A 13,173-nucleotide genomic window follows, 5' to 3' on the forward strand; every position below is an offset into this window, starting at 1 on the left:
TATGTCATCTCTAAAAGAACATGATATTAACGTACAAGATTATACCCGTTGTTATATCGCGATCGGCAGTAATCTTGCCGATCCAATAGCGCAAGCTAAAGAAGCAATCACAGCGCTAAAAACATTAACGGAAAGTCGTTTTATTTCGGTATCATCCCTGTATGCAAGTAAGCCAATGGGACCACAAGAGCAACCAGATTATATTAATGCGGTTGCCTGTGTCGGCACCCATTTAGCGCCAATTGAATTACTTGATGCGCTACAGCAGATTGAAAATGAACAAGGCCGTGTACGTAAAGAACATTGGGGAGCAAGAACCCTAGATTTAGATATCTTACTATACGGCGATGAAGTTATGAGTACGCCCCGTTTAACTGTGCCACATTACGGCATGAAAGAACGTGAATTTGTACTCTACCCATTAGCAGAAATAGCACCACAATTGCAATTACCTTGTGGTCAAGCATTGTCAGCCTTACTTGAGGCCTGTCCTCGTAATGGCTTAGCTATTTATCAAAACATAGAGTAATGTGAACAAGGATTTCCAATGAGCAAAGTTACCGTATCTAAACTGCTTAAAATGAAACAAGCAGGACAAAAGTTTGCCAGTATTACCGCTTATGATGCGAGTTTTTCTGCATTATTTGACGAAGCCGGAGTACCAGTATTATTAGTTGGCGACTCGATGGGCATGGTACTGCAAGGCCACAGTGATACGCTACCCGTCACTGTTACAGATATTGCTTATCATACCCGCTGTGTGCGTGCAGGTGCGACCAACTCACTGGTTATCGCAGATATGCCATTTATGAGTTATGCAACCAAAGAACAAACCTTGACCAATGCGACAACCCTGATGCAAGCAGGTGCAAACATGGTTAAAGTTGAAGGTGGTGAATGGTTAGTTGAGAGTGTTGCAGCACTGACTGAACGCGGTATCCCTGTGTGCGGTCATCTTGGTTTAACACCACAATCAGTCCACGTTTTTGGCGGTTTTAAAGTACAAGGCCGAGCACAAGATAAAGCGGATGAAATGGTTGAACACGCACTTTCATTGCAAGCCGCGGGTATCCAACTATTAGTTGTAGAGTGTATCCCAGCACCGTTGGCAAAACGAATTTCCGAAGCCTTAACTATCCCCGTTATTGGTATTGGTGCTGGCCGCGATACAGATGGTCAAATCTTAGTAATGCACGATGCTTTCGGCATTTCGAAAGGCTTTGTACCTAAATTTTCAAAAAACTTTTTAGCCGAAACAGGCGATATGCGTAAAGCGGTTATCGCTTATATTGATGAAGTTGCTGCACAGACTTTCCCTGCCGATGAGCACATGTTCTCATAATTCACATGCACTCTTAAATTGATAGGGGGCTATAAGCAAATGGTTCAAATTCGCATGCCCCCCTTTTTCAACATTCCCTACCAATTTTATTAGGTAATTCATATATGGATATTATTGCAAATATTGATGTTCTTAGAGAACAGGTTATCGCTTGGCGTCGTCTTGGCCTATCCACCGCGTTTGTACCGACGATGGGTAATTTACATGATGGTCATTTAGCCCTTGTTAAAGAAGCGCAAAAATACGCAGACCGTGTTGTAGTCAGTATATTTGTTAATCCAATGCAGTTTAACCAAGCTGCCGATTTAGCCGCTTATCCTCGCACATTAGACCAAGATTGCCGCGCATTACAAAGTGTTGATACCGATTTAGTATTTACGCCAACACCTGAACTCATATACCCACACGGCTTAGCATCACAAACGTTCATTCAAGTACCAGGTATTTCTGAAGTACTTGAAGGCGCGCATCGTCCGGGTCATTTCAACGGTGTATCGACGATAGTGGCTAAACTATTTAATTTAGTACAACCTGATGTGGCTTTATTTGGTGAAAAAGATTTCCAACAATTAGCGTTAATTCGTCATATGGTCGACGATCTTGCAATGCCGATTCAAATTGTTGGCGTACCGACTGTACGTGAAGAGTCAGGCTTGGCGATGAGCTCTCGTAATGGTCTGTTAACTGCTGAAGAACGTATTGTTGCACCACTCTTAGCAGATGTAATGCAGACAATTGCAGATCAAGTTTCTGTTGATGAACAAGCAAACAAAGCATTAGTCACGCAAGCCACCGCACAGCTTAATGCAGCTGGTTTTAAGACCGACGCGATTGATATAGTTGATGCCGATACTTTAGCTAGTCTCACTACAAACAGTCAGCAAGCCGTTGTTTTAATGGCAGCATTCTTAGGAAAGGCACGTTTAATCGATAATAAAGTGATTAAATTACGCTAACGATTAGCGCAATTTTACCTAACAACTAGTACAATTGCGCTAATTAAACAAATACGCTACTATGGACGCCGGTACATATTTTGTACGGTATATATGTATACCTAAGTGACTCCAAGATGAACAATCGACACCTTGGGTATATTCATAAACTATTAATGGAATGGGTTTTAGAACAATGCAAACCACAATGCTAAAAGGTAAATTACACCAAGCGCGTGTAACACATGCAGAATTAAACTACGAAGGTTCATGCGCAATCGATCAAGATATGCTTGATGCGTCAGGGATCCTAGAGTATGAAGCAATCGATATCTATAACATTGATAATGGTGAGCGCTTTTCGACTTACGCTATCGCTGGTGAACGCGGTTCGAAAATCATTTCAGTGAACGGCGCAGCAGCACGTAAAGCAGCTGTCGGTGATCGCATCATTATCTGTGCATACGTACGTATGGACAATGAAGAAGCGAAACAACACAAACCTTCGCTTGTTTATCTTGATCAAGTTAATGACATCGTTCGTACAAGTAGCGATATTCCAGTACAGGTTGCCTAGTTCGCAAACCGATACGGAATAGTGAAAAACCAGCGTCATGCTGGTTTTTTTGTGTCTATAATTTAGTCCCAATCACAACAAATAAAAAAGAGCACCTAAGCGCTCTTTTTTCGTTACTCTAATTAAAAGTAGTGTGCCAGCTGCACACGGTATTTAAATTAAAGTGCTTCTGCAGCTGCAACTACGTTTGCAACAGTAAAACCGAACATTTCAAACAGTTGCTCAGCAGGTGCTGATTCACCGAATGTAGTCATACCGATAATAGTACCGTTAAAACCAGTATATTTGTGCCAGAAGTCAGCGATACCCGCTTCAACAGCAACACGTTTAACAACGTCAGACGGTAGAACAGATTCACGGTATGCAGCATCTTGCTTATCAAATACGTCTGTAGCAGGCATAGATACAACACGTACCTTACGACCTTTTGCAGTAAGTTCTGCAGCCGCTTTAGTACAAAGTTCAACTTCAGAACCTGTAGAGATAAGAATAAGTTCTGGTTTACCATCACAATCTACTAGCGTGTAACCACCTTTAGCAACGTTAGCTAACTGTGCATCAGTACGCGGCATAGGTGTTAGACCTTGGCGACTGAAGATTAATGCTGTAGGACCATCTTTACGTTCAATTGCGTGTTTCCAGGCAACTGCTGATTCAACAGAATCACATGGACGCCATGCGCTCATATTAGGCGTCATACGTAAGCTTGCAACTTGTTCTACTGGTTGGTGAGTTGGACCATCTTCACCTAAGCCAATTGAATCATGTGTGTAAACTTGGATGTTTTGCACTTTCATCAATGCAGCCATACGCATTGCATTACGCGCATATTCCATGAACATTAAGAATGTAGCACCGTAAGCCGTGAAGCCACCGTGTAAAGACATACCATTAATGATTGCCGTCATACCGAACTCACGTACACCGTAATGCAGGTAGTTACCTGACGCATCATCTGCAGTGATTGCTTTAGTACCTGACCACATCGTTAAGTTAGATGGCGCTAAATCAGCAGAACCACCAAGTAACTCAGGTAACATTGCGCCGAATTCTTCAATACAGTTTTGTGATGCTTTACGTGTTGCTACTTTTGCAGAATCAGCTTGTAGCTGTTTGATGTAGTCAGACGTTTTAGCTTCCCAATCAGCTGGTAACTCGCCAGAAGTACGACGTGCGTATTCTGCAGCTAGTTCAGGGTATGCAGCTTCATATGCAGCAAATTTTTCATTCCATTCAGCTTCAGCTTGTGCGCCAGCTTCATTAGCATCCCATTCAGAATAGATATCTGCAGGAATTTCGAATGCAGGGTGTTTCCAACCTAATTTTTCACGTGTAGCAATAATTTCTGCGTCACCTAGAGGAGCACCATGACAGTCATGCGTACCTTCTTTGTTTGGTGAACCGAAACCGATCACTGTTTTACAACAGATAAGGCTTGGACGTGATGTTTCAGCTTTAGATGCTTCGATTGCCGCTTGGATTTCATCACTGTTATGACCATCAACAGAAATAACATGCCAGCCATAAGCTTCAAAACGTTTCACTGTATCGTCAGTGAACCAGCCATCAACTTCACCGTCAATTGAAATACCATTGTCATCCCAGAACGCAACTAGTTTACCTAGCCCTAATGTGCCAGCAAGTGAACATGCTTCATGTGAGATACCTTCCATTAGACAGCCATCGCCTAAGAAAGAATAAGTGAAGTGATCAACAATTTCATGTTCTGGTTTGTTGAACTGCGCTGCTAATGTTTTTTCAGCAATTGCCATACCAACAGCGTTAGTAATACCTTGGCCTAGTGGACCAGTTGTCGTCTCAATGCCAGGCGCGTAACCGTATTCTGGGTGACCAGGTGTTTTTGAATGTAATTGACGGAAGTTTTTCAATTCTTCAATTGGTAATGCATAGCCTGTTAGGTGTAGCAGTGAGTAAATAAGCATTGAGCCATGACCGTTTGAAAGAATAAATCGATCACGGTCAACCCAGTTTGGATTTGCTGGGTTGTGGTTAAGGTTCTTACGCCATAATACTTCGGCAATATCTGCCATGCCCATTGGTGCGCCTGGATGGCCTGAATTTGCTTGTTGAACTGCGTCCATACTTAGGGCACGAATCGCGTTCGCTAGCTCTTGACGAGATGGCATAGTTTGCTCCTGCTGAGATTAATTTAAAATACTTTTAAGCTGTTATATTGTCATAAAATTATCTTATGTATAACAAGTTTTTTTAGTTTATTTAGATTTATCGAATTTTAGGTTCAGGTCGGGGTATTAACGTTCTAGACAAACCCCAGTCACCTTCGAATGAAAGCATGTTAACACTCAAATGAATTTTACACTGTAGTTTTATTCACAAGAATGTGAGCCTTGTACATAAATAATAATTTTTAATCGGAATTATTTTTATGATACCTAACTAAAAAGAAATACTATCGGAGCTGTTTATTCGTTATACTGTTTCTGCATTCATTCTCCACAACGAACTTAGCATAAAACGATCAGACAATGATCATAAATAACGCAACTTATGCCGTTATGTATTGCTAATGGTTATTACTCGACACGAGCTTATTTGCACTCTTTTCACAGTATCAGACGGCACATGAGAATGGCAAAATCACCTAATTTAAAATTTTTTAAAACTGCACTGCGTAAACACCGTACAAGCCCAAAATTACTTTCTGCCAAACACGACTACATTGTGCTACCTATTATATCTGCACTTGTAGGCGGGATGACAGGCTTAATCATTGCATTATTTGAAGCAGCAGTACTATGGACTGACGCCCAGCGATTACAAATATTTAATCCTTTAGTATTGCCACCAAGCCTCAATATATTGTTAATCATGATACTCAGTGGCGCCATGGTTGGTTTTTCATTTTGGCTCACATTACGCTTCGCCCCCGAAGCATCAGGCAGTGGTATTACCCATATCGAAGGTGCGCTTGATGGTATGTATGGCATTCGCTGGCGTCGCTTATTGCCGGTTAAATTTATCGCAGGTACATTAGCTATTGGCTCAGGTATGATTTTTGGTCGTGCAGGTCCATCGATTCAAATCGGTGGCACGATTGGGCGTATGTTTGCAGATACAGCAAAGCGTTATACCAACGCTACTCATATCCTTGTTGCTGCAGGTGCCGCGGCTGGACTAGCAGCCGCATTTAATGCACCACTTGCCGGAATTTTATTTGTTATCGAAGAAATGCGTCCACACTTTCGCTACAATATGACATCGATAAAATGTGTGACTCTCGCAGCAGCTGTTGCCACTATTGTCATGCGTGCTTTTCATGGTCAAGAAGCCGTTATGCCTATCATGCATTTTGATGTGCCACCGCTGACATCACTTTGGCTATTTCTTTTATTAGGATCCATTTTTGGTGTTATTGGCGTGTACTTCAACCGCTGGATTATAAACAGTACAAAATTATTAAAACGTAAACAGAATAATAAAATGCACCGTATTATTCTTACCGGTGTATTCTTTGGTAGCCTGTTCGCCCTATTACAATCATTCGTACCTGACATGGCTGGTAACGGCAGAGATTTAATGGTTAGGATGATTCAAGAACCAAGTACTTGGGCTATTTTAGTCGGCTTATTTGTTATCCGCCTATTCGGTACTATCGCTTGCTTTGCTTCGGGCGCACCTGGTGGTGTATTTACCCCGATGTTAACGCTAGGCACTTTATTTGGTCTTGCTTATGGCGTTATTGCGGCCGAGCTATTTCCCAGTTTCGTAGCCGAACCAACCGTATATGCGATAGCAGGAATGGGGGCGTTATTTGCCGCTACAGTCAGAGCGCCAGTGACAGGTATTGTATTAGTGGTTGAAATGACTGATAGCTATGAGTTAATTCTGCCTTTACTTATCACTTGTCTTGGTGCAACGTTTGTCGCACAAGCACTCGGTGGTAAGCCACTTTATGCAGAATTATTGAAGCTGTCATTACCTAAAGAACCTGCAGCAGAAGATAACGCTATAACAGCAACACGGTCTCCAACAAGTTAACGTCTTATTTTAACCAGAAACAAAAAAGCACCCTAATTAGGTGCTTTTTTCATGATATTAACTAAGTCTATAAGCGTCTTAGAATACCCATTCCAAGCCAAATAATATATCACTTGTTAAACGCTCATTCGGCATCTTCTTATATTCAACCGTTGTATGATTATATTCAACAAAGAAATGCGCAGTTGGCATCAAAGCATAATCTGCACGAACGATCCATTGCGTGTAGTTCTCTGTATCACCAAACGCTAAAATTTCTGGACTAAAATGAAATTCAGCTTCTAAGCTAAATTCTTCAGTTAGACGTAAACCACCTAAGCCACCAAATGCTAATGCATAACCATCGCCATTATCGTTATCCATTCTCATGCCTTTCGCACCTAGCTCAAAGAAAGTTGAACCAACATCTTGAAATGCATAAAGGCCCGTATCTAGGGTATAACCATTGTCGATAGTCTGTAGGAAGTCACCTTTTAACTTTAGCGCTTCTTTCATTTCAAGATCATAACCCAAAATAATATTATCGTTATTGAAGGCAAGTGAGATGTTTGATGCTGCACTACTAAAGCTAACAAGTAACCCGGCAGTGATGACTAATGATTTTTTCAATGACACTTTATTATTCCCAATAGCAAGAGTGGTAGTTACATTTAATGATAGTGAGCGAATAATTTTTCTCATTGAAAAAATCCCGCCACTTCATACTTTTAATACTTTCGTCCTATGCTACTTCATATTGACTATTTATTACATATATACATAGACAAAAATTCTCTTTAAATAGTACTTTTAAACATATTTGCAAAATTAATATGATCTAAGGACTATCTTAATACAGGTAAAATAGTTTAGAATAGCCGTCTAGATGTTAAAACTTCTACACATATGAACGTAAATCACGTCGGTTGTGTTTAAATTAAGAGAGAATTAAAACCATGGCTAAACACTTGTTTACCTCTGAGTCAGTATCAGAAGGTCATCCTGATAAAATTGCAGACCAAATCTCCGATGCTGTACTTGATGCAATCATCGCTCAAGACCCAAAAGCACGCGTAGCCTGCGAGACTTATGTTAAAACCGGTATGGTTATGGTTGGTGGTGAAGTCACGACTGACGCTTGGGTTGATATCGAAGAAATCACTCGTAAAACAGTTCGTGACATCGGTTACATCAACTCCGAAATGGGGTTTGACGCCGACTCTTGTGCTGTATTAAACACAATTGGTAAACAATCTCCAGACATCAACCAAGGTGTTGACCGTGATGATCCACTAGAGCAAGGCGCTGGTGATCAAGGTTTAATGTTTGGTTATGCAAACAATGAAACTGAAGAATTAATGCCTGCTCCGATTACTTACTCACACAAGCTGGTTAAACGCCAAGCTGAAGTACGTAAAAGTGGAACTCTTCCTTGGTTACGCCCTGATGCAAAAAGCCAAATTACATTTGCTTATAATGATGGCAAAATTGTTGGTATCGATGCAGTTGTACTTTCAACTCAACATTCTGAAGATATCAAACAAGCAGATTTAGTAGAAGCTGTGATGGAAACAATCATCAAGCCAGTACTACCTGAACAATGGTTAACTAAAGAAACTAAATTCTTTATTAACCCAACTGGTCGTTTCGTTATCGGTGGTCCAGTAGGTGACTGTGGTTTAACTGGTCGTAAAATTATCGTTGATACATACGGTGGTATGGCGCGTCACGGTGGTGGTGCATTCTCTGGTAAAGATCCATCAAAAGTTGACCGTAGTGCAGCATACGCAGCACGTTATGTAGCGAAAAATATCGTAGCTGCAGGCCTAGCTGACCGTTGTGAAATCCAAGTTTCTTACGCAATTGGTGTTGCAGAACCAACATCAATCTCTGTTGAAACATTCGGAACAGGTAAAGTAAGCGAAGAGCTACTCGTTAAACTTGTGCGTGAACATTTCGAATTACGTCCACACGGTTTAATTGAAATGCTAGATCTTAAGCGCCCTATTTACCAAAATACAGCTGCTTATGGTCACTTCGGTCGTAAAGAATTCTCTTGGGAAGCAACAGATAAAGCTGAAATCCTACGTGATGCAGCAGGTCTTTAATCAATATTAGCTTTTAGCTAGCAGTTGATTACAAAGAGGCGCTTTTGGTAACATAACCAAAGCGCCTTTTTTATAGATGATGATAATGCCTGACGATTTACAGCAAATAGACCTAACACCAACAATGCTAGAAAAACGAGTATTAGCTAAGATAACAAGCAGTTATCAGCAAGCTGAACAACGTTTAAACCGTACTTTTCCTCGTCCACAAATTAAATTTAATCAGCGTGGTAAAGCCGCGGGTAGTGCACGATTACAAACGAATGAATTACGCTTTAATCCCATTTTGTTACAAGAAAATCATCAGCATTTTATTGCGCATACAGTTCCACATGAAGTTGCACACCTATTGGTTTATCAAATGTATGGGCGTACTAAACCGCACGGTAAAGAATGGCAGCAAGTTATGAATCAAATATTTGATCTCGCAGCCAAAACCACACACCAATATGATGTTTCGACTGTGAAAGGCAAAACTTTTACCTATGCTTGTCACTGTACAGAACACTTACTAACAATTCGTCGCCATAATAAAATAGTTCGTGATAACGTCAAATATATGTGTCGTTATTGCAAACAAAGTTTAATCATAAAACATTGAATTATATTTAATAACAATCGATTAAACAAAACTATAGATGTGACAACTTGTTTAATAATTATCTGAAAAATTGACGTATACAGGTGTATTTATCTGAATTCATCAGATAAAATAACTCAATACATACCATTGTGATAGGGAACAAGGTTATGACTCAAACGTTAGATACTGCAAGATCTACCGATTATGAAATGGAAAAACTGATAGCTGCAGTTTTAAAGCGTAACAAAAATCAAGCGGAGCAAATCGCCCGAACTCTTGATCTGAGTGCTTTATCTATCTCTCAACGAATTTTCATGGCAAAGTCCGGTGTGTTAAAAGAAAAAATGCTTACGGATTCAGATATCGCAGTACGTTACGCCGCTTCTCGCGCAAACTAACCACTTCGATATCTAGAGAGCAGTTGCTATCTTCTGCTCTTTTTTTATATCTAAACTCCCCTCTCTAGTTCAACAGTAACACTTCTTTTATATTACACGCATTTTTAACAATCCTATTCACAGTTAATACTCCGTTAATTAAGGTTATTTTACTATTCTACCGTCTATTCTAAGCTGTGCTACAATGCTGAATTATTACATTGGAGCAGTCTGTAATGTTAAAACAATTCGGTACCATAGTTATATCAACCACATTATTATTTCCTTTTTTTTCTAATGCTTCCGACAATGGCAATCAAAAAAACCAATCCTTTAATAAAGCCAAAAAAATGCTTGAACGGCAGGTATATACCGATGTACCTAGACGCACAATCTACTGCCACGCTGATTTCAATAGTAAAAAGAAGATCACCGACCATAATGGGTTTACTTCGAAAAAGCATGTGAAACGCCAAACTAAATTGGAATGGGAACACGTCGTTCCTGCAGAGAACTTCGGTCGTAATTTCAGTGAATGGCGAGAAGGAAATAGTGCATGTGTGAATAGTAAAGGTAAAAATTTTAAAGGCCGACGTTGTGCTGAAAAAGTAAATATCGCTTATCGTTATATGCAAGCAGATATGTATAACCTCTACCCTGCTATCGGTGCTGTTAATGCATTACGTAGCAACTATAATTTCGCCAGTTCTATCACTGCAGAAAGAAATCAGTTTGGTCGCTGCCCAATCAAGATAAAAAATAAAACGGTACAACCACCTAATTATGCCAAAGGCCAGATTGCCCGCGCTTACCTATATATGGAAGCCGCTTATCCAGCCTACAACATAGGTAGGCAAAAACGTGAATTACTAGCATGGGATAAGCAATACCCAGTGACTCGTATTGAATGTCGACGCACGCAACTTATTGAGAGCTTGCAAGGTAATGAAAATGGCATTGTTAAATCAGCCTGTTTAGCTCGTGGCTTTTGGTAACCTGATTATTGATTTGGCACACAGGCTGCAAGATTTAGTTGTAACCAATTAATGAAGTTTCGCTGTAAAACATTCTGCTGACTGTCTTTACCTAATAAAGTATTGCCTTGCGCTAATAAAGTATCATCTTGGCTTAATAACATATAGCGATGGCCCGAACGGGTAAAGCCAAACGGTGCAACTAAGTTACCACGTTGTAGATCATCCATTACTAAGGGGTATGAGCCTATTGCCGCCCCTAAATTATCAACCACCGCTTGTAAACAAAAGTAGAAGTGTGCAAATGTCTGTTCACTTTGCACCTTCAGACTTTGTACTTTAAGACATGATGCAGCGCTATCTTGTAAGCAATTATCCCAAGCCTGCGGCCGAGTCTGGCTATGTAATAATTTAATCTTACCAGCGTCATTCTGTACCTGTTGCCAATATTCAGGAGAAAAGACAGGGCCAACCCACTCTTCAACTAAGGGGGTCTGTTGGTAGTCATGCAATAGTGGAAAGTCATCTCGTCGTATTGCCAACGACAAACCATTACTGCCGAGTATCACAGGACCACCAGCTGTTGATAATCGTACATCGACATCGACATTCTCTTGATAAAAATCACTCAAGCGAGGCATTAACCAACGCATTGTTAATGTTGGCTCACACGATACCTCTAAGTGTGTATGCGTAACTTGAGTAACATGCTGAACACCCGCTTCCAAGGCATTAAATGCTTGCTCTGTATATCCAGATAATAGTTTACCAGCAGGCATTAATTTCACATTTCGCCCTTCACGATAAAACAAATTTACCGCTAAGTGCGTTTCTAATGTTTTAATCTGCTTACTCACCGCACCATGGGTAATACACAGCTTATTAGCAGCTTTGCTATAACTTTCAAGCGCTGCTGCCACATGAAAAACATGGAATGCTTTTAAATGCCTCATTGGTGAATTTTTCTCACATATTAATTGAAATCTATTCGATTATAGCGAAGCTGTAATTCACCTACAATGAACACCTATCAATAATTATGAATCATAAATGGAATCGTTATGGAAATATTTAGCTTGGCTATATTAGGCATATTAATCGTTATCAGTCCGGGGGCTGACTTTGTTTTAGTCTTAAAAACCAGTATTAATGATGGGCGTAAAGCCGATATTTTTACCGCGCTAGGTCTTAGCCTCGCAATCTGCGTGCACATCAGTTATTCAATGTTTGGTATTAGTTATTTAATCTCACAGAATGAATTTTTATATAACATGATCCGCTACGCAGGTGCTGGCTATTTAATCTACCTTGGTATTAAAGGTATCTACTCTGCTGATAGCCAATTAAATACCACAACGACAGAACAACGAAAAAATAAAAACTGGCAATATCTGGTACAAGGTTTTCTGTGTAATGTATTAAACCCTAAAACAATGTTGTTTTTCTTAAGTGTATTTAGCCAAGTCATCTCACCAGACTCAAATGACAATACATACGCCTTTATCTACGGTATTTATATGATTTTCCTACATGGAATATGGTTTGCCATCGTAGCGATATTATTTACTTCAGCGGCATTACAGACACGATTATTACGTGTTAGAAAACGATTGAATCAGGTGTGTGGGGTTGGGCTTGTTAGTTTTGGCGCATTACTCGCACTGAAGTAATCGCAAATAAATAATATTAGCCTCGACTACAGGACTGAGGCTATTTTATTTCATAGCTAACAATTTTTATTCATACAAATACGGCGTATGCAGTTCCATATAAACCTCTGGCGCTGCCAGCGCTGTAAAACCAAATTGTTGATACAATCCATGGGCGTCACTGGTGGCTAACATCATGCGTCTGAGTCCCTGTAAATCAGGATGATCTAATATAGCCGCCATGAGTAATTTACTTAATCCTTTACCTTGATGCGACTCGAGTACAAACACGTCAGATAAATAGGCAAAAGTCGCCTTATCCGTGATCATCCGCGAAAACCCCACTTGTTCACCCGCTTGAGTGAATACACCAAAACATAACGAGTTTTCAAGCGACCGCTTTAAAGTACTCATCGGAATTCCTTTTGCCCAATATGTACCCGAAATAAATTCGTGTATTACCGCTAAATCCATATCCGCAAAATTAGCACTGATTTTATAATTTTCATCCATAATGACCACTCCATTTCACATTTATAATCAACAAATTAGATTAAAAGTATCACGATATAAACATAATCAAAATAAAACGATATTAAATATACCGAAAGGAAAGGCCATACCTTATA

General features: G+C 40.1%; 14 protein-coding genes. 10 read left to right on the top strand and 4 right to left on the bottom strand.

Features of this window, described 5'->3' with window-relative positions; translation table 11 throughout:
• Position 1: 1 nt before the first annotated feature.
• From folK to panD, 4 genes are all read left to right on the top strand, one after another.
• Positions 2 to 529 carry a 2-amino-4-hydroxy-6-hydroxymethyldihydropteridine diphosphokinase gene (gene folK / locus BT797_RS09545; RefSeq protein WP_045111594.1) on the top strand — a complete coding sequence of 176 codons (528 nt, stop codon included), beginning with the start codon at positions 2 to 4 and terminating at the stop codon, positions 527 to 529.
• 18 nt (positions 530 to 547) lie between these two features.
• Positions 548 to 1,342, top strand: coding sequence for a 3-methyl-2-oxobutanoate hydroxymethyltransferase (panB, locus tag BT797_RS09550; protein ID WP_045111595.1), 795 nt, complete (start codon positions 548 to 550; stop codon positions 1,340 to 1,342).
• A 104-nt stretch (positions 1,343 to 1,446) separates the two neighbouring features.
• The gene (panC, locus tag BT797_RS09555; protein WP_045111596.1) at positions 1,447 to 2,298 is read left to right on the top strand and encodes a pantoate--beta-alanine ligase; all 852 of its coding nucleotides are present in this window, start codon (positions 1,447 to 1,449) and stop codon (positions 2,296 to 2,298) included.
• 175 nt (positions 2,299 to 2,473) lie between these two features.
• A complete protein-coding gene (gene panD / locus BT797_RS09560) occupies positions 2,474 to 2,854 on the top strand; it encodes an aspartate 1-decarboxylase (protein ID WP_045111597.1) in 381 nt (126 codons plus the stop codon).
• Between the two features lie 158 nt (positions 2,855 to 3,012).
• Here panD and tkt read toward each other — a convergent pair whose 3' ends face one another.
• Positions 3,013 to 5,001 carry a transketolase gene (gene tkt / locus BT797_RS09565; RefSeq protein ID WP_045111598.1) on the bottom strand — a complete coding sequence of 663 codons (1,989 nt, stop codon included), beginning with the start codon at positions 4,999 to 5,001 and terminating at the stop codon, positions 3,013 to 3,015.
• Positions 5,002 to 5,464: 463 nt separating this feature from the next.
• On the opposite strand from tkt, the gene clcA reads away from it, so the two are divergent.
• Positions 5,465 to 6,874 carry a H(+)/Cl(-) exchange transporter ClcA gene (gene clcA / locus BT797_RS09570; RefSeq protein WP_075471847.1) on the top strand — a complete coding sequence of 470 codons (1,410 nt, stop codon included), beginning with the start codon at positions 5,465 to 5,467 and terminating at the stop codon, positions 6,872 to 6,874.
• 78 nt (positions 6,875 to 6,952) lie between these two features.
• On the opposite strand, the gene BT797_RS09575 is transcribed toward clcA, so the two are convergent.
• The gene (locus BT797_RS09575; protein WP_244534161.1) at positions 6,953 to 7,555 is read right to left on the bottom strand and encodes a YfaZ family outer membrane protein; all 603 of its coding nucleotides are present in this window, start codon (positions 7,553 to 7,555) and stop codon (positions 6,953 to 6,955) included.
• A 254-nt stretch (positions 7,556 to 7,809) separates the two neighbouring features.
• Here BT797_RS09575 and metK point away from each other — a divergent pair, with 254 nt between their 5' ends.
• From metK to BT797_RS09595, 4 genes are all read left to right on the top strand, one after another.
• Positions 7,810 to 8,961, top strand: a complete 1,152-nt coding sequence (gene metK, locus BT797_RS09580) for a methionine adenosyltransferase (RefSeq protein WP_075471849.1) — start codon at positions 7,810 to 7,812, stop codon at positions 8,959 to 8,961.
• 85 nt (positions 8,962 to 9,046) lie between these two features.
• Positions 9,047 to 9,562, top strand: coding sequence for a SprT family zinc-dependent metalloprotease (locus BT797_RS09585; protein WP_045111601.1), 516 nt, complete (start codon positions 9,047 to 9,049; stop codon positions 9,560 to 9,562).
• 149 nt (positions 9,563 to 9,711) lie between these two features.
• The gene (locus BT797_RS09590) at positions 9,712 to 9,942 is read left to right on the top strand and encodes a hypothetical protein (RefSeq protein ID WP_045111602.1); all 231 of its coding nucleotides are present in this window, start codon (positions 9,712 to 9,714) and stop codon (positions 9,940 to 9,942) included.
• Between the two features lie 215 nt (positions 9,943 to 10,157).
• On the top strand, positions 10,158 to 10,916 hold the full coding sequence (locus BT797_RS09595; protein ID WP_045111603.1) for an endonuclease I family protein: 759 nt from the start codon (positions 10,158 to 10,160) through the stop codon (positions 10,914 to 10,916).
• Between the two features lie 5 nt (positions 10,917 to 10,921).
• On the opposite strand, the gene BT797_RS09600 is transcribed toward BT797_RS09595, so the two are convergent.
• Positions 10,922 to 11,848, bottom strand: coding sequence for a LysR substrate-binding domain-containing protein (locus BT797_RS09600; RefSeq protein WP_045111604.1), 927 nt, complete (start codon positions 11,846 to 11,848; stop codon positions 10,922 to 10,924).
• Between the two features lie 108 nt (positions 11,849 to 11,956).
• Here BT797_RS09600 and BT797_RS09605 point away from each other — a divergent pair, with 108 nt between their 5' ends.
• Complete coding sequence (locus BT797_RS09605; RefSeq protein ID WP_045111605.1) at positions 11,957 to 12,565, top strand: LysE family translocator; 609 nt, start codon at positions 11,957 to 11,959, stop codon at positions 12,563 to 12,565.
• A gap of 66 nt (positions 12,566 to 12,631) precedes the next feature.
• On the opposite strand, the gene BT797_RS09610 is transcribed toward BT797_RS09605, so the two are convergent.
• Positions 12,632 to 13,057, bottom strand: coding sequence for a GNAT family N-acetyltransferase (locus BT797_RS09610; RefSeq protein ID WP_045111606.1), 426 nt, complete (start codon positions 13,055 to 13,057; stop codon positions 12,632 to 12,634).
• Between the last annotated feature and the right edge of the window lie 116 nt (positions 13,058 to 13,173).

Origin of the sequence: Moritella viscosa (genome assembly GCF_900120065.1) — a bacterium.
Lineage (GTDB): Bacteria > Pseudomonadota > Gammaproteobacteria > Enterobacterales > Moritellaceae > Moritella > Moritella viscosa.

Excerpts from the sequence above, each read along its gene's own strand:
- folK (WP_045111594.1), top strand. The coding sequence starts at position 2 with ATGTCATCTCTAAAAGAACATGATATTAACGTACAAGATTATACCCGT.
- panB (WP_045111595.1), top strand. The coding sequence starts at position 548 with ATGAGCAAAGTTACCGTATCTAAACTGCTTAAAATGAAACAAGCAGGA.
- panC (WP_045111596.1), top strand. The coding sequence starts at position 1,447 with ATGGATATTATTGCAAATATTGATGTTCTTAGAGAACAGGTTATCGCT.
- panD (WP_045111597.1), top strand. The coding sequence starts at position 2,474 with ATGCAAACCACAATGCTAAAAGGTAAATTACACCAAGCGCGTGTAACA.
- tkt (WP_045111598.1), bottom strand. The coding sequence starts at position 5,001 with ATGCCATCTCGTCAAGAGCTAGCGAACGCGATTCGTGCCCTAAGTATG.
- clcA (WP_075471847.1), top strand. The coding sequence starts at position 5,465 with ATGGCAAAATCACCTAATTTAAAATTTTTTAAAACTGCACTGCGTAAA.
- BT797_RS09575 (WP_244534161.1), bottom strand. The coding sequence starts at position 7,555 with ATGAGAAAAATTATTCGCTCACTATCATTAAATGTAACTACCACTCTT.
- metK (WP_075471849.1), top strand. The coding sequence starts at position 7,810 with ATGGCTAAACACTTGTTTACCTCTGAGTCAGTATCAGAAGGTCATCCT.
- BT797_RS09585 (WP_045111601.1), top strand. The coding sequence starts at position 9,047 with ATGCCTGACGATTTACAGCAAATAGACCTAACACCAACAATGCTAGAA.
- BT797_RS09590 (WP_045111602.1), top strand. The coding sequence starts at position 9,712 with ATGACTCAAACGTTAGATACTGCAAGATCTACCGATTATGAAATGGAA.
- BT797_RS09595 (WP_045111603.1), top strand. The coding sequence starts at position 10,158 with ATGTTAAAACAATTCGGTACCATAGTTATATCAACCACATTATTATTT.
- BT797_RS09600 (WP_045111604.1), bottom strand. The coding sequence starts at position 11,848 with ATGAGGCATTTAAAAGCATTCCATGTTTTTCATGTGGCAGCAGCGCTT.
- BT797_RS09605 (WP_045111605.1), top strand. The coding sequence starts at position 11,957 with ATGGAAATATTTAGCTTGGCTATATTAGGCATATTAATCGTTATCAGT.
- BT797_RS09610 (WP_045111606.1), bottom strand. The coding sequence starts at position 13,057 with ATGGATGAAAATTATAAAATCAGTGCTAATTTTGCGGATATGGATTTA.